We start from the raw sequence: 16261 nt of genomic DNA, 5'->3' as shown, positions 1-16261 counted from the left end.
AATGACCATGGCGTTTTACACTGATACCTTTCTTTGGCTGGCGTTCTCGGGGCTGGTGGGATTGTGCATCGGCAGTTTGCTTAATGTGGTGATCTATCGCTTGCCGCTGATGATGCAGCGGGAAGAAACAACCTTCGTGATGGATTATTTAACCCGACATCCCAGCGCCGCGCCAACGCCCGTCAGAAAGAGCATTTTCCCCGATAAAAACCGTGCAGTCCTGAACCTGTTTCTGCCGCGTTCTCATTGCCCCAATTGCAAGCATACCGTTGCCTGTTACGATAATATTCCGCTGCTCGGTTGGTTGTTTTTGGCCGGGCGCTGTCGCTATTGCCGGCAGGCTATCGGTTGGGCGTACCCGGCAGTCGAGCTGGCGATGGCGGTTATCGCCACCCTGTTGGCCTGCTATCTGTCCCCGGGAGCGGACTGGGTGATGATGATGGTTTTTAGCGCCTTGCTGCTCTCGCTGGCCATCATCGATTTTCGCCATCAAATATTGCCGGATATCCTGACTTTGACGTTGTTGTGGTGCGGCCTGTTTTGGCACTGGCTGGAGCAGCGTGATTTTCTGGGTGATGCGGTACTCGGTGCTATCGCCGGTTACCTGGTGTTGTGGTTGCTCTATTGGAGTCTGCGGCTGATGACCAGGAAGGAAGGGCTGGGGTATGGCGATTTCAAGCTGCTGGCGGCGCTCGGTGCCTGGCTTGGCTGGCAGAAGTTGCCGGAAATCCTGCTGATAGCCTCGACGGCAACGCTGTTTGTTATCCTGTTGTTCGCGAAAAAGCGAGCAGATAGCTGGAGCCAGCCCCAACCTTTCGGTCCGGGGCTGTGTGTTGCAGGGGCGATTTGCCTGATCTTACAGCTGAAATAGCGTTATTGTCGGCGAGAGGCTTCAATAAAAGCGGCCAAGGATGAGTTAAAATAGGCACACTTCTGGGCAACCGGCGTGGGGTCTTGGTTCAGCTTGTTAATAATTTCGCGGGCATTCAGCGGTAATGCGTCAGACAGGCTTTCATTGACCGGCCATTTTTTATTTTTCGCTTCTAATATCGCCGTTTTTGTTAATGCCGAAATAGCAGGAATGTCATTGCGTTGGCAATTTTCTTTTAGATACTGACTTCCGGCAATTAATGCCGCCAACTGTTGTTGATGTTCTACATCCAGCTTGGTGGTGGGGTTATTGTCAGAGGTTGTCGAACAACCCGTTAATAATGTGTTGCACAAAATAAAAGATAATAAAAACTGTTTTTTTACCACTGATAGGCTCCATGAAATTTCAGAATTTCTGCGTCTCTTATGTCGAAAGATACGGGGGTAACAGGTGTTTTTTTCTGGGGGTATTATGGGCCGTCAAAGGCGTCATGTCACTTATACTCCCTTATATTCAGCCTTTTTAAGGTGCCCGTGGCAGAAGAATAACTATGATGTCGGCAGAGTAAATGAGCGGTTATCGGTGTATGGGATATACACCGTTTAACCAGTTAAATTTAAATGATAACTCTGGTGATAAAATGGAATTGAAAAAAATCGCGTTGGCAATAGCCACACTAACACTCTCCAGTGGTGTTTTGGCGCATGGTTATGTTGAATCGCCGCAAAGCCGGGCCTATAAATGTAATTTGCAGCAAAATACCGATTGCGGCCCCGTGCAATACGAGCCGCAAAGCGTTGAGAAAATTTCCGGCTTCCCGACCGGGCCTTTACCGCGCGATGGCGAACTGGCCAGTGCCAGCATTCCTAATTATTCTCCGCTTGATAAGCAAAGTATGAATATGTGGGCAAAAAATCCCATCAAGGCGGGAGTCAACACGTTTACCTGGTTCCATACTGCCATGCACAAAACCAATAACTGGCGGTATTACATGACCAAACAGAATTGGGATGCCAATCAGCCGTTGACTCGTGCGGCATTCGAAGCGACGCCTTTCTGCCAATCTGAGGGCCATGGGCAGATGCCGGCCCAGCGGGCCGTTCATGAATGTAACGTGCCGCAGCGCAGTGGTTATCAGGTGATTTACGGCGTCTGGGAAATTGCCGATACCGAAAACAGTTTCTATCAGGTCATTGACGTCGATTTTGGCGAAGGTGAAGGCGTAACGTCACCGTGGAGTAAGCAGATTTCAGGTCAGGTATCTGGTAAGGACCTAAAAAAGGGCGATAAAGTTATTACTCGATTTTTTGACGATCAGGGAGAGGTGACGTCTCTGCGCACTGAAATGGCCATTGATAATCAGGAGCAGACCGATAAAAACCGCTGGTCGCACGATCTGGCGGTATTGATTAATGCGAAACATGATGATGTACGTATTGGCGTAAAGGACACACAAGGAAGTGTGAATCCGGTTTACGGCAACAACAGTGCTTTCGTCAAGGATGACAGCCGCTTGAGCAAGGTGGTTGTCTCCTATGAAGAGCTGGCGCCAGGCATTGAGGAAGAAGTGGAAATCTCCGGCGTTCAGGTGGATAAAATCCAGGATGGCCGCGCCAATGTGAGTTTCAATGTTAACGTCAAGGGTGAGGTCACCTTTGAAGCCAGGGTGTTCGATCACCACGGCAGCGAAAAAGGCTACCTGAAGCAAAGCGTAACCGATGACCGCCTATTGATGACTCTGCCGCTGAGCAACGTTACTGCCGGGCACCATATGCTGAAATACTTCGCAACCAATAAAGAAGGCCAACTGGTTAAACAGGATGTGATTAACCTGCAAGTAGAGGATGCTTCTTCCGGCAACTATCAATACATCTTCCCCGAAGGTCTCGATAGCTACACGGCAGGGACGGTGGTGTTACAACCTAAAGATGGCAAAACCTATCAGTGCAAACCTTTCCCTTACAGCGGCTATTGCACGCAATGGACTAGCAGTAAGGCGCAATTTGAACCTGGTATCGGTGAACACTGGCAACAAGCCTGGATAATTAAAAACTAACAGCAACATTATTTTTTGTCGGCCTGCCCCGGGCCGACTTTTTTTCATCAATAATAAGGATGTTAATGAACATGAAAAGTAATGCACCACGTTCTCGCTACGATCGTTTTTCTCGCATATTGCATTGGGTCCTGGCCGTCGGGATTATTTATGCCTCGATGGTGGGTTATGGGTTGCATTTCATTTCTGACCCCAAAATTTTCTCCTTCTTCTCAGAGCTTAATATGTCATTGGCAACGGTGATGACACTGCTGATGATTGTGCGTTTTACCTGGCGTTTTTTCAGACCCTCGGTTCCCTACGGCGAGCATATTCAGGGAAATAAAAAAGGTTTGGTTATTTTACTTCATGAAATTTTCTACCTGATCATCTTTGTTGTTTTGATCAGTGGCTTCTTGATGCTGAAAGATGGCTATCTCTTCTTTGGCCTGCTACCTGTCCCTCAGCCGCTCAATAACCTTGAAGTGAACCTCTTCTTTTTCAACGTTCATCGTTACAGTTGCATCGCTTTGGGGCTGATGTTGCTAATGCATGTCGCTGCGGTGATAAAACATCAGTTATTTGATAAGAAAAATATTCTCTCAAGAATGGTCTGACTGACCTCTGGTTATTATTTATTCAAACTGTTTACAGCAGGCAATATTGCTTTTTCATTTCAAAAGGAAAAAACATGTTTAGCAATAAACTCACCTGTATTATTCCTCTGACTTTATTTCTCCCCTGCTTGTCTCTGGCTTCACCTCTGGCCCCCGAATACACCCCTACCGAAGTGATTGAAGGTGGCGATGTTGGCATCTTTAACGTGGTGTGCGGTTACTCCCACACCTTGGCCGATGATGCCATTGTTATGCCGGGCTTACCGGGGTTCTCGATGATTCATGATTTTTTTGGCAATACTGAGGCGGATGCGATGAGCACGGCCGAGTCGTTGCAAAAATCCCCGACGACGACCTGTACCTCGCCCTATGACAACTCCTCGTATTGGGCGCCACAGTTAAAACGAGCCGATGGCAGCGTTGTTGCTCCCAGCTATATCAAGGTGTATTACCGCAACGAGATCCCGGAACAGGCCGCTGCACCTCTCCCTCTGGGGCTGCAGCTTCTGGCCGGCAATCACCATCGTCCGGCAGGCCAGTATGACCCTAGTATCTGGTTTTACTGCCGTACAACGCTCGAAGGTGGGGAACATTCAAACGTTCCACCAGAAAGCTGTCCGCAGATAGCCGGGTTTGATGAGGGGGCCGAATTCAATATTTCACTGAGTTTCCCAGACTGTTGGGATGGTAAAAGCCTGACCACCAACCCGAAAAAACGTAATGCGAGTTACAGTGATCTGGCAAGCGGCCTGTGTCCTGCGGCATATCCGGTGAAAATCCCACGGTTGAATATGCGTATTCATTATGCGCTGGGGGATAATGGCAACCTGAAAGGGGCCATGTTGTCCATGAACCCCGTTCTGCAGGCCGATGGCAGTCTGCTTCCGACCTGGGGCAACCTTTACAGCGCGCATGCGGATTTCTTTGCCGCCTGGAACCCACGCGCTACGCGCTACAGCGTGGAAGAGTGCCTCAATCGCAAGGTTGTCTGTGATAAGGATATCCCGGGCGATTTCGAGCGTAGCAGCGATGATGCCTGGGTTTCAGTGAGCGATGGGCGTCTTCATGGTGAGGAGGCGGTGATTAAGGTCGGGGGCGAGCAAAAAATTGGCTTAATCAAGTTTGAGCTGCCGGAACGTCTCGACAACCTGAATATAACCCAAGCCGACCTGCGCCTCTATGGTCGCCAGGTCAGCGGCGAGACCGGGCAGGTGAGGTTATATGCAATGCCGGAGCTGAATTGGGATGAAAATCAGGGGCAACACGCCATCAAGGAGTGTCCATCGACCCCATTGGATCACGCGCAGATGTGGACCGATTCGGTGCAGAAAACCTTTGATGTCACTGCCGCCGTCACGCAAGCCTTACAGGCCGGCCAGCGTGAGGTGAGTTTTTGTCTGAGCGGCAGTCAAGACGCGGATGCCGAATTCAGCAGCAAAGAGGGGCCTTGCGGGCCGGTGTTGCGTTTCTATTTTACCCCCGAAAATAGCCATCAAAACCCTTAACCTTCTGCCGTCGCTAGGGACGCAGGGACGAAGGAGACCGGCCGAACTGGCGACGGAAGTGGGTACTGAATTGCGCCGGGGCGCTGAAACCGCATTGGGCGGAGATCTCGGTCAGAGACAACCGGCTGGTGATGACCAGTTGATAGGCTCGTTCCAGCCGTCGATGCAGAACATATTGATAGGGCGGCAGACCAAAAACCTGTTTAAAAACGCGGGAAAAATGGAACAGGCTCAACTCGGTGAGTTGAGCCAGGGCCTGAAGAGTGATGGTATCACCCAGATTATCTTCGATGTAGCAAGTCAGTTGCTCCATCTGCGTTTTGGTGAGCGCCTGGTGCGCGAGCGACGGCGAGGACAACACCCGCAGGTGATGTGACGTTTCAGTCAGCATTGCCAACATCAAGGACGTAGCATGCAATTCATCCGTACTGGTTTTCAGGCTGGCACACAGTTGCCTGATTAGCGGGCTGCGAATATTGGCGTTAGGCTCAATATTCAGCCCGGTGGAGCCACCCGGAAGTGACGCGATGAGCTCGGGGGAAACGGAAATAGCGGTGTATTTGAGCGTGCCGTCGATATAAGTCACCGCCTCAAAACCACAGCCGCAGGGGATGATGTCCGCGACCTGGCTGATCGTGCGTCTGCAGGGAACCCGTTTTTCGTCAAACCAAATGTCGCCATGGATGGTGCTACCGCCGTCAGCAGCGTGAAAACTGTCATAGATAATCAGCGTGTGGCTGGGGCGGAAAAGTTGAGCTTGATGAGCCCCGCTGACCGCAACGTTATCCACCTGGCCGTATTCCCAGTGGGTAGAGCTAACGGTTAATTCTGTCTGGTGACGGTAAATAAGCCCATCATTATCTTTAGTCATTGTATTTGAGGCCTTGAAGATTTTATAAATTCTGGGGTTAATGGTAAATGATCTTGCATGGGGTAAACCAGTCGGTTTGTTTATTTGTCGGATTTGTTACTCCTGGTTTTGGTGTTCAGGATAGTAATGTTATCGTGATTATTTGAATTATATATAATTTAAATTATAAATATATTTTATTTTTATTTGTGAAGCGTTGTTATTATTTCCAAGGGAAATGAATCAGAATTCAATAGCCTGAAATCGCATGGCATTACTGGCGGTATAGAGTACGGTATGTTGAATGTTTCGATGCCCAAGGTAGTCCTGAATCAAGCGGGTGTCCATCCCCAGATTTGCCAGAAAGTAGCCACAGGCATGGCGTAACATATGAGGATGTGTCGAAACCTGGATGTTGGCATTTTTACCGTAATCACGGATCAGACGGTAAATTTGCTGGCGGGATATTGGCCCGCCTTTTCGTGAAAGAAACAGCCAGGGCTGATCGGCATAGTGCCAGCTTTTCCTTATTTCCAACCAATGATTCAGCATGACTATCTCATTTTCATGTAAAGGGTGTTGTACGGAAAGACCATTCTTCAAACGAGGGATGTAGATCCTCTTCGCATCCAGCTCGATATTATCCAATGTCAACCCCCGCAACTCACTGGCGCGTAAGCCGTGAATAAAGCACATGCTGATCATGCATCTGTCGCGCCAGGCATTCAGGCCTTTTTTAATATTCTCGATCATGCTGTTTATTTCTGACTCATCCAGATATTTTCTGATGTTCGGTTTCACACTGACCTCCGTTGTACTTATGTGTGGTGAGATTAAATGATCGAGTAATCATAAAATGTTTCTTAATGACCATAACAACTTAAGATAAATCTTACATGGTTATGTTTGCATAAATAGTCTTCCGTCTTCTACTTGATTGTTGCTGTGACATTTTGATTATTGCCGCGCCACATCGAGATCTATATATGTACTTATAAAACAATTAGTTATGATTGTTTTATTTTTATATAATTTGTTTTTACATTATTAATATTGCTTATGTTGAGTTTTTGTTTGATAAAAACATTTTTTGTTAAGTGCAGTTACTTATTTAAATGTCAGTATTGTTCAGTGTTTTTTATTAAAATTGAGTAATGCGTTACGAGAATGAAGCACGGTGTGAGGTCCATTGCGCTCATCAGCAGCCTTAAAGGCCACGCTGCCAAACTAGAACCGTCGTCCCTGTTTGCCCCGGTGTGCCCTCCACCGGCGTAGCCCGCCCCGTGATGTGACCGATGTGTGAAATAACCATGCTCTTTTTGCCACTAGTGCGTATAATCGCCGCCCGGCGATTAATTAACCTGTGAAAGAGCACCAGAATGAGCACGACCAGCCTGATCCAACCCGACCGTGAATTGTTTTCCTATAAGCCTTATTGGGCCGAATGTTATGGCACCGCGCCGTTTTTACCGATGTCGCGCGAAGAGATGGATCAACTGGGCTGGGACAGCTGCGATGTGATCATTATCAGTGGTGACGCCTATGTCGATCACCCAAGTTTTGGTATGGCGATCATCGGCCGCATGTTGGAAGCGCAGGGCTTCCGCGTCGGTATCATTGCGCAGCCGGACTGGAGCAATAAAGAAGATTTCATGCGTTTGGGCAAACCGAACCTGTTTTTCGGCATCACCGCCGGCAACATGGATTCGATGATCAACCGCTATACCGCCGACCGCAAGCTGCGCCACGATGATGCCTATACCGCCGGTAACGTGGGCGGCAAACGCCCGGATCGCGCGACACTGGTTTACAGCCAACGCTGTAAAGAAGCCTATAAAGACGTGCCGATCGTACTGGGCGGCATTGAAGCCAGCCTGCGCCGTATTGCTCACTATGATTACTGGTCGGATACCGTGCGTCGTTCGGTGCTGGTGGACTCCAAAGCCGATATGCTGATCTACGGCAACGGCGAACGTCCGTTGGTGGAAGTGGCGCACCGTCTGGCCGCCGGGGAAAAAATCAGTGAGATCCATGATATCCGCAATACGGCGGTGATGCGCAAGGGCGCGTTACCAGGCTGGACTGGCGTAGATTCAACCCGTCTGGATAAGCCGGGCCGCATTGAACCCATTCCAAACCCTTACGGCGACGATCTGCCCTGCGCCGACGGCGGCAAGCCGGAACCGGAAGCCAAGCCGGTGACCGTACGCGCTGCCAAGCCGAAGCCGTGGGAAAAAACCTACGTGCTGCTGCCGTCCTTTGAGAAGGTGAAGGCCGACAAGGTCTTGTATGCGCATACCTCGCGTATTCTGCACCATGAAACCAACCCGGGCTGTGCCCGTGCGCTGATGCAGTCACATGGCGATCGCTATGTGTGGATCAACCCGCCGGCCATCCCGTTGACTACGCCGGAAATGGACAGCGTGTTTGCCCTGCCGTACCAGCGTATTCCGCACCCGTCCTACGGCAAGGAAACCATTCCGGCCTATGACATGATCCGCTTCTCGGTCAACATCATGCGTGGCTGCTACGGCGGTTGTTCATTCTGTTCGATCACCGAGCATGAAGGGCGCATCATCCAGAGCCGTTCGGAAGACTCCATCATTCGTGAAATCGAAGAGATCCGTGACAAGGTGCCGGGCTTTACCGGTGTGATCTCCGATTTGGGTGGCCCGACGGCCAACATGTACATGCTGCGCTGCACCAACCCGCGCGCAGAGCAGACCTGCCGCCGCGCCTCGTGCGTGTATCCGGAAATCTGCACCTACATGGACACCAACCACGAGCCGACCATCAAGCTGTATCGCCGTGCGCGTTCACTGGAGGGCATCAAGAAGATCCTGATCGCCTCAGGCGTACGTTACGATCTGGCGGTGGAAGATCCGCGCTATATCAAAGAGCTGGCTACCCATCACGTTGGCGGCTACCTGAAAATTGCCCCGGAACACACCGAGGAAGGCCCGCTGTCGAAAATGATGAAGCCGGGTATGGGCAGCTACGATCGGTTTAAACAACTGTTCGACCATTACTCCAAACTGGCGGGCAAAGAGCAGTATCTGATCCCGTATTTCATTTCCTCGCATCCGGGCACCCGCGATGAAGATATGGTGAACCTGGCGCTGTGGTTGAAGAAAAACCGTTTCCGCCTCGACCAGGTGCAGAACTTCTACCCGTCACCGATGGCTAACTCCACCACCATGTACTACAGCGGTAAAAACCCACTGAGCCGGGTCGGTTATAAGAGTGAAGATGTGGTGATACCGAAGGGCGATCGTCAGCGTCGTCTGCACAAGGCGCTGCTGCGTTATCACGATCCGGCCAACTGGGCGATGATCCGCACCGCGCTGGAAGAGATGGGCATGAAGCACCTGATCGGCAGCCGTCGCGAGTGTCTGGTTCCGGCGCCAAGCATTGACGAGCAACGTGAGGCCAAGCGTTTGCAGCGCCATACCCGCCCGGCGTTGACCAAGCATACTGACATCACCCGTCAGCGTACGCCGTCCAATAAGCCGCCGCGTAAGCCTATCCGCAACAGCAAGCCCTAACGGTTAAGTCAGCGTTAAACGAAAAGGAGAACCCCCGGGTTCTCCTTTTTGCTGTTGAAAATCAAAGTTGCTCGTAGGCCGCTTCTACTTTCATCAAGTGGCGTGGTGCCTGCGGGGCGGGATGATATTTACGGATATGCCAGTTAAAGGCTTCCGGTGACAGATTGTTAATCATCGAGATAGCTTGCTGGCGGTTGCTGGAGAAGGTCCGCAGCAGCGCACCCGTGCCGTTGACGTAGGCGATAATGGTGGCGTAACGCAGCGTGACGGGATCGTCGATCCCCTTAAGCTGCTGTTTTTGCAATACGGCAATATAGGCGGCGCCGAGATCGATATTGGTATCAGGATCCAGCAGATCGTCTTCGTCCGGGCAGCCGCGTTTGCCTTTGTAGCGATAGGCGTCGCAACCTGCGGTATCAGCTTTCAGCTGCATTAACCCTATGGCATTTGACCGGCTGATTGCTGCCGGGTTAAAGCCGGACTCCACCTTAATCATCGCGGCGATCAGCTTTTGATCGACATCGTATTTATCCGCAGCATCTTCAATTGCATCATCAAAAGCGTGAGCATCATAGCTGGTACGCGGTTTTTTGCTGGAACAACCGGCCAGGATCAGCATCAGGCAGACAATGCCTGCGCGTGACCAGAGTCGTAGAGTGGGGTTCATGGTGCTCCGTATTGTTTTTGCTGGGATAAAGTCGGGCATCATAGCATCTCAGCCAGTGCCTGTTCGACATACAGATAACCTATCCCCGTCACCTGTTGCGCGCGCGTCAGTTGGCCAAAGCCGATATGCGTGGCCTGGGCCTGGATCTGGTCGTGCCGGTCGAAAGGGTTAAAACCGGTCTGACTGATGATGCTGTCCAGCCAGGCCTGACCAAATCCACAGCTGCGCCCGTACAGATAGATACGGTTGATATTGAGGATATTAAGGAAGTTATACAGGCTCAGGCCAATCGCCTGGGCGGCGCGTTGCACCAGCACCTGCAACGCAGCATCGCCCTGATGATAACGAGCGATCAGTTCGGCGGTGGTGGGGGTTTTAATCCGTTCACCTTCCTGTTGCGCCCAGGGAGCGACCTTGAGCTGAATGCGGGCCTTTTTCTTCAGCGCCGACAGCGAAGCGATGGTTTCCAGACAGCCGTAACGGCCACAGGAGCAAAGGCCACCATCGGGATCGACAATGGTATGGCCGATTTGACCGCTGCCAAACAGGCTGCCCCGGTAAATCTGCTGGTTAATCACAAATGATGAACCTATGCCGTAATCGACGTTAATCACGCAAAAGTCCTGCAGATTGGCGTTATTTTGCCACTTTTCCGCCAGCCCCAGCATCACGCAGTCGTTATCGATCAAAACCTCGGTCTTCAGACGCTCTTCCAGCAGGTATTTTATCTCTATCGGGCCTTCCCACGGGGCCTGCGGCATACGTTGAGACACCCCGGTCAGCGGATTGACCTGGCCGTGGATCGACAGCGCAATCTTCAGTGGCATGCCCTGCTGGCGGCTGTGCAGATGATAGATTTGCACCATTTCCTGCAGCATCGCCTGCGGCGTAGTGGCGACGATCGGCTGCGGGGTGAAGGCGCTGCAAGGCGTCATCAGGCCATCTACCACGATGCTTTCAATCAGATAAGGGGAGACATTCAGGCACAGGATGCGTTGCCCGGCGGCGGCGATGCGGTAACTGCCGCCACCCAAACCGCGGCTGTGCAGGTTGTGCGGGTCGTGTTCTACCCGCTGCTCTTCCTGCAGTTCTTCGAGAATTTTGCCGACCGCAGGAATAGACAGCTGTGAAAGCCGTGCCAACGTCGACTTACTGGCGACCTTTTCCCGGTACAGCAGTGCACATAACACCCGTTTATTAAAATTACGCACCCGCTGGTTATTCAAACCTTGCAATGCCATTTATTAAACCCCGTTTAGTGTATTGCGTGATGGTAGCGCATAAAGTCATCAATTCCGTCATCTAGACTGCCTGAAACGTAATGTTCAGTATTTTTAGAGAGGAAAGCATGCACGGGACAGTCAAGGTTTGGCAAGAACAGGTTGAATTACCCACCTACGGTACCGGTGAGCAGGACTCGCACCCGATGTTCCTGGAAAACCGCGTCTATCAGGGATCTTCCGGCGCGGTTTACCCTTATGGCGTGATTGATACCCTAAGCGGTGAGAAAACCTTGCGCCTTTATCAGGTTGTCTATCTGGAAAACGACTACCTGCGCGTGATGCTGTTACCGGAGCTGGGTGGGCGCATTCATCGGGCCTACGACAAAGTGCAGCAGCGTGATTTTGTCTACCACAACGAGGTGGTCAAGCCGGCGTTGGTGGGGCTGCTGGGGCCGTGGATCTCCGGGGGCATTGAGTTTAACTGGCCACAGCACCACCGGCCGACCACTTATATGCCGGTGGACTGCCAGATTCAACAGCATGCTAACGGAGCACAGACCGTCTGGCTGGGGGAAGTGGAACCGATGCGCGGCCTGCAGGTGATGGCCGGTTTCACTCTGTATCCCGACCGCGCGCTGATTGAAATCAGCGCCAGGATCTTTAACGCCAACCCGACGCCGCGCCATTTCCTCTGGTGGGCCAACCCGGCAGTGAAGGGCGGGGACGATCACCAGAGCGTGTTCCCACCGGATGTGACCGCCGTTTTTGACCACGGCAAGCGCGATGTCTCCTCGTTCCCCATTGCTACCGGCACCTACTACAAGGTGGATTACTCGGCCAGGGTGGATATTTCACGCTACAAGAATATCCCGGTGCCGACGTCTTATATGGCGCATAAGTCGGACTATGACTTCGTCGGGGCCTACAGCCACGATGAACAGGGCGGTTTGCTGCATATCGCCGATCATCATGTATCACCCGGCAAGAAACAATGGAGCTGGGGCCACGGCGAATTTGGACAGGCCTGGGATCGCAATCTGACCGACAACAATGGCCCGTACATTGAGCTGATGACCGGGGTCTACACCGATAACCAGCCGGATTTCACCTGGCTCGATGCTTATGAAGAAAAATGCTTCGTGCAGAATTTCCTGCCTTACAACACCTTGGGCATGGTGCAGAACGCCAACACCCGGGCGGCGCTAAAGTTGGAAAGCGACGGACGACAGCTGGTGTGGGGGCTGTATGCGGTCGCGCCGCTGGCGCAGCATCGGCTGGTGGTCCGCAGCGATAGCGACCAACAGCTATTGCTCGATCGTCGTATCGATCTCGGCCCCGGAGCGGCCTTGATGGAGACCATGACCGGTGATTTCTCTGGTCGTCTGACGATTGAATTGTTGGACTCGCAGGGGCGCTGCGTACTCAGCTATCGTCAGCATCAGGCCGATCCGGCGGCAGAGCTGCCGCAGCCGGCCAAAGCACCGCCGCTGGCCGGGCAAATTGACAGTGCCGATGAGGCCTGGTTTATCGGCCAGCATCTGGAGCAATACCATCACGCCAGCCGTTCGGCGTTCGATTACTACCAGAGGGGTTTGGCGCTGGATCCGCTCGATTACCGCTGCAATTTGGCCCTGGCGACGCTGGAATATAACCGCGCCAATTTTGCACGCGCCATTGCCTATGCTGACGATGCGCTGGCACGAGCTCACCACCTTAACCGTAACCCACAGTGTGGCTTGGCCAGTCTGATCCGCGGCTGTGCGCATGAACAATTGGGTGACGACAGCGCGGCCTATGAAGATTTCTACCGCGCCATCTGGAGCGGCAATGGCAAACCGGGCGGCTTCTACGGGCTGGCTCGGGTCGCGGCGCGGCGCGGGGATCATTCGCAGGCGCTGGAATTTTGCGAAAGCAGCCTGAGCGTTAATGCCAGCCATTATCCGTTGATCGCTCTCAAGGCATGGTTGTTGCAATGCCTGGGGCAAGGGGAACAGAGCCTGGCCTATATTGCGCAGCAACTGGCTGCCCTCCCGTTGCATTACAGCCTGTATTACCTGCGTTATGCGCAAACCCGTGAGGCTGCCGATTTACAACGCTTGCGTGCGGTGACCGGTTGCCGTGGCATTAATGCGCTGACCATGGCCAACCAACTCTGTGAATGGGGTGCCAAATCGCAGGCGATTGAACTGCTGACGCTGCTGGATAGCCAGGAAAGCCTGCCGCTTTATCTGTTGGCCAGCTTGCGCAAGGGCGAGGCGGGCGATAGCGAATACCAGCAGTTGCTGGCGCAGGCGCGTGAAAGCTTTAGCCGACAGGTACGCTTCCCCAATACCCTGAACGAAGTACAGATGCTGAGCCAATTGCCGGAGTGCGATTTTGCGCAGTACCTGCTGGGGTGTTTTCATTACAGCAAACGCAACTACTCGCAGGCGGTGGCACTGTGGCAGCGCTGCGTCGAGCGGCAACCGGGGTTTGCCGATGCCTGGCGCAACCTGGGGATCTACAGCTTCAACAAGCTCCAGCAGCATGACGTTGCGCTGGAATATCTGCAACGAGCGTTCAGGCTACAGCCCGACGATGCCCGGTTATTGTTCGAGCTGGATCAACTGAATAAGCATCTGCGAGCGGCTCCTGAACAACGGCTGGCCTTGTTGGAACAACATTTGGCGGTGGTGGCCAGGCGTGATGACCTCACCGCCGAACTGCTGAGCCTGTACAACCAGTGTGGCCGCTTGAGTGAGGCGCAACAGACTCTGCAACAGCGGCAGTTCCACCCGTGGGAAGGCGGTGAAGGCAAGGTCACCGGCCAGTACCTGATCAACCTGCAGCGCTTGGCGTTTCAGGCGCTACAGCAGGGCGAGCCGCAGCAGGCGCATGCCTGGCTACAGTCAGCCTTACACTACCCGCACAATCTGGGAGAAGGCCGGCTGGCCGGGCAAAGTGACAACGATCTCTACTATTGGCTCGGCATCAGTGCCGCCCGGCAAGGTGATCTTGACGCTGCCGCCGGCTACTGGCAGCAGGCCTGTGCCGGGCAGGGTGACCTGACGCAAAGCCGCTACTACAACGACCAACCGGTGGACTATCTGTTCTATCGCGGTATGGCACTCAAACAACTGGGGCAGTCGGCACAGGCCGAACAACAGTTCATGCAAATGCAGCAATGGGTGCGGCAACAGTCAGAGCTGGCGCCGGGTGCCGATTTCTTTGCCGTTTCGCTGCCGGATTTGATGGCGTTGGACAACGACCTGAACCAGGCGCATCAACAGCACTGCCTGCTGGTGACTGCTTTGGCGCTGCTGGGGTTAGGGCAGTTAACGGCGGCGCAGCAGACGTTGAGCGAGTTGCTGGCGATAAATCCTGCGCATGACAAAGCGCGTTTATTCAGCCTGTTGGCCGAAGCTTTGGCCAACTGATGCCGCAAGGGGACGAATGTGACGAATAAACTGAACATGCCCTATGTCTGGACTATCTGCCTGGTCGCCGCTTGCGGTGGCCTGTTATTCGGCTATGACTGGGTAGTGATCGGCGGGGCCAAGCCGTTTTACGAGGCTTACTTCGGCATTACCGACCCTGCGCAGTCCGGCTGGGCGATGAGCTCAGCGCTGGTAGGCTGTATTTTTGGCGCCCTGATCTCGGGCCTGTTGTCGGACCGTTTTGGCCGCAAGTTGCCGTTGGCGATCGCCGCGCTAACCTTCGTGATCTCCGCCTGGGGCACCGCCATGGCCACCAGTTTCGATGCCTTTATTGTGTATCGCATTGTTGGTGGTGTCGGTATTGGCCTGGCCTCGGCGCTGTCGCCGATGTATATCGCCGAAGTCAGCCCGGCAGCCCAGCGTGGCCGCTTCGTGGCGGTGAACCAATTGACCATTGTGATTGGGGTGCTGGCGGCGCAGTTGATCAACCTGTTGATCGCCGATCCGGTGGTGGCCAATGCCAGCCAGGCCGATCTGTTAGCCAGCTGGAATGGACAAATTGGCTGGCGTTATATGTTCGGCGCCGAACTGGTTCCGGCACTGGCTTTCCTGCTGTTGATGCTGGTGGTGCCGGAATCCCCGCGCTGGCTGGCAAAAGCCGGGCGTCATGAAAAGGCGCAGCGGGTATTGCGGCGTATTGGCAACGAGCAATACGCACAGCAAACGCTGGCGGAGATCCGTCAGACTCTGGGCAAGGACAGTGGCAAGGTGCCGTTCCGTGCGCTATTGCGCAGCGACGTACGACCGGTGCTGGTGATTGGCATTGTGCTGGCAGTCTTCCAGCAGTGGTGTGGTATCAACGTGATCTTCAACTATGCGCAGGAGATCTTCGCGTCGGCAGGGTTTGATATTAACGACACCCTGAAATCGATCGTCGCCACCGGGTTGATCAACCTGATCTTCACCTTGCTGGCCCTGCCACTGGTGGATCGTATTGGTCGTCGCCGCTTGATGCTGATCGGTGCCTGTGGATTAACGGCGATCTACCTGCTGATGGCGGCGGCTTACGCCTATGGGCTGCTGGGTTTGCCGGTCCTGCTGCTGGTGTTGGTCGCCATCGCTATCTATGCCGTCACTCTCGCACCGGTCACTTGGGTACTGCTGTCTGAAATCTTCCCCAACCGCATTCGCGGCGCGGCAATGGCCGCGGGCACCTTTGCCCTGTGGGTGGCCTGCTTTGTGCTGACCTACAGCTTCCCACTGCTGAATGCGGCACTGGGTGCGGCGGGCAGTTTCCTGCTGTATGGCGGCATTTGTCTGGCCGGTGCGGTGTTTATCTACGCCCGGGTCCCGGAAACCAAAGGCATTACCCTGGAGGCGTTGGAAGAGCGGCTCAGCGCAGCAGGCGCTAGCGTCGCCAAGGCGAAAGAGTTTACTTAACGCCGTTTAGTTTAATGCGTGATCCTGTGGCGGTAAGTAATCAGCTTGATCATTTAGTGTAATGAGTCTGTGCCCCGTTGGATGGCAAACTG

12 protein-coding genes are annotated in these 16261 nt (G+C 53.4%); 7 read left to right on the top strand and 5 right to left on the bottom strand.

Annotation, left to right across the window (positions count from 1 at the left end; genetic code table 11):
- Nucleotides 1-7: 7 nt before the first annotated feature.
- Nucleotides 8-871: an A24 family peptidase gene (locus SERS4_RS0121725; protein ID WP_017894024.1), complete on the top strand. Its 864-nt coding sequence runs from the start codon at nucleotides 8-10 to the stop codon at nucleotides 869-871.
- 2 nt (nucleotides 872-873) lie between these two features.
- On the opposite strand, the gene gspS is transcribed toward SERS4_RS0121725, so the two are convergent.
- The gene (gene gspS, locus SERS4_RS0121720) at nucleotides 874-1257 is read right to left on the bottom strand and encodes a type II secretion system pilot lipoprotein GspS (RefSeq protein ID WP_017894023.1); all 384 of its coding nucleotides are present in this window, start codon (nucleotides 1255-1257) and stop codon (nucleotides 874-876) included.
- Nucleotides 1258-1511: 254 nt separating this feature from the next.
- Between gspS and gbpA the strand changes: the two genes are divergently transcribed.
- From gbpA to SERS4_RS0121705, 3 genes are all read left to right on the top strand, one after another.
- Complete coding sequence (gene gbpA / locus SERS4_RS0121715; protein WP_017894022.1) at nucleotides 1512-2927, top strand: N-acetylglucosamine-binding protein GbpA; 1416 nt, start codon at nucleotides 1512-1514, stop codon at nucleotides 2925-2927.
- A gap of 71 nt (nucleotides 2928-2998) precedes the next feature.
- Complete coding sequence (locus SERS4_RS0121710; protein WP_253275399.1) at nucleotides 2999-3523, top strand: cytochrome b; 525 nt, start codon at nucleotides 2999-3001, stop codon at nucleotides 3521-3523.
- Between the two features lie 74 nt (nucleotides 3524-3597).
- On the top strand, nucleotides 3598-5028 hold the full coding sequence (locus SERS4_RS0121705; RefSeq protein WP_017894020.1) for a DUF1996 domain-containing protein: 1431 nt from the start codon (nucleotides 3598-3600) through the stop codon (nucleotides 5026-5028).
- 13 nt (nucleotides 5029-5041) lie between these two features.
- Here SERS4_RS0121705 and SERS4_RS0121700 read toward each other — a convergent pair whose 3' ends face one another.
- A complete protein-coding gene (locus tag SERS4_RS0121700) occupies nucleotides 5042-5899 on the bottom strand; it encodes an AraC family transcriptional regulator (RefSeq protein WP_017894019.1) in 858 nt (285 codons plus the stop codon).
- Nucleotides 5900-6121: 222 nt separating this feature from the next.
- Nucleotides 6122-6679, bottom strand: a complete 558-nt coding sequence (locus tag SERS4_RS0121695) for a tyrosine-type DNA invertase (RefSeq protein WP_017894018.1) — start codon at nucleotides 6677-6679, stop codon at nucleotides 6122-6124.
- A gap of 578 nt (nucleotides 6680-7257) precedes the next feature.
- Between SERS4_RS0121695 and SERS4_RS0121690 the strand changes: the two genes are divergently transcribed.
- A complete protein-coding gene (locus SERS4_RS0121690) occupies nucleotides 7258-9423 on the top strand; it encodes a YgiQ family radical SAM protein (RefSeq protein WP_017894017.1) in 2166 nt (721 codons plus the stop codon).
- Between the two features lie 61 nt (nucleotides 9424-9484).
- Here SERS4_RS0121690 and SERS4_RS0121685 read toward each other — a convergent pair whose 3' ends face one another.
- Both SERS4_RS0121685 and SERS4_RS0121680 read right to left on the bottom strand, forming a co-directional pair.
- Nucleotides 9485-10090, bottom strand: a complete 606-nt coding sequence (locus SERS4_RS0121685; protein ID WP_026142535.1) for a transglycosylase SLT domain-containing protein — start codon at nucleotides 10088-10090, stop codon at nucleotides 9485-9487.
- A 38-nt stretch (nucleotides 10091-10128) separates the two neighbouring features.
- Nucleotides 10129-11331, bottom strand: coding sequence for an ROK family protein (locus tag SERS4_RS0121680; protein ID WP_017894015.1), 1203 nt, complete (start codon nucleotides 11329-11331; stop codon nucleotides 10129-10131).
- A gap of 107 nt (nucleotides 11332-11438) precedes the next feature.
- Between SERS4_RS0121680 and SERS4_RS0121675 the strand changes: the two genes are divergently transcribed.
- Nucleotides 11439-14729 carry a DUF5107 domain-containing protein gene (locus tag SERS4_RS0121675; RefSeq protein ID WP_017894014.1) on the top strand — a complete coding sequence of 1097 codons (3291 nt, stop codon included), beginning with the start codon at nucleotides 11439-11441 and terminating at the stop codon, nucleotides 14727-14729.
- Between the two features lie 18 nt (nucleotides 14730-14747).
- Nucleotides 14748-16169, top strand: a complete 1422-nt coding sequence (locus SERS4_RS0121670; protein ID WP_017894013.1) for a sugar porter family MFS transporter — start codon at nucleotides 14748-14750, stop codon at nucleotides 16167-16169.
- Nucleotides 16170-16261 lie beyond the last annotated feature (92 nt).

It is taken from the genome of Serratia sp. S4 (genome assembly GCF_000347995.1).
GTDB lineage: Bacteria > Pseudomonadota > Gammaproteobacteria > Enterobacterales > Enterobacteriaceae > Serratia > Serratia quinivorans.
The sequence above is the reverse complement of the archived record's forward strand: the minus strand, read 5'-3'. Positions and strand labels throughout refer to the sequence as shown.

Excerpts from the sequence above, each read along its gene's own strand:
- SERS4_RS0121675 (WP_017894014.1), top strand. The coding sequence starts at position 11,439 with ATGCACGGGACAGTCAAGGTTTGGCAAGAACAGGTTGAATTACCCACC.
- SERS4_RS0121685 (WP_026142535.1), bottom strand. The coding sequence starts at position 10,090 with ATGAACCCCACTCTACGACTCTGGTCACGCGCAGGCATTGTCTGCCTG.
- SERS4_RS0121725 (WP_017894024.1), top strand. The coding sequence starts at position 8 with ATGGCGTTTTACACTGATACCTTTCTTTGGCTGGCGTTCTCGGGGCTG.
- SERS4_RS0121700 (WP_017894019.1), bottom strand. The coding sequence starts at position 5,899 with ATGACTAAAGATAATGATGGGCTTATTTACCGTCACCAGACAGAATTA.
- SERS4_RS0121710 (WP_253275399.1), top strand. The coding sequence starts at position 2,999 with ATGAAAAGTAATGCACCACGTTCTCGCTACGATCGTTTTTCTCGCATA.
- SERS4_RS0121690 (WP_017894017.1), top strand. The coding sequence starts at position 7,258 with ATGAGCACGACCAGCCTGATCCAACCCGACCGTGAATTGTTTTCCTAT.
- SERS4_RS0121680 (WP_017894015.1), bottom strand. The coding sequence starts at position 11,331 with ATGGCATTGCAAGGTTTGAATAACCAGCGGGTGCGTAATTTTAATAAA.
- gbpA (WP_017894022.1), top strand. The coding sequence starts at position 1,512 with ATGGAATTGAAAAAAATCGCGTTGGCAATAGCCACACTAACACTCTCC.
- SERS4_RS0121705 (WP_017894020.1), top strand. The coding sequence starts at position 3,598 with ATGTTTAGCAATAAACTCACCTGTATTATTCCTCTGACTTTATTTCTC.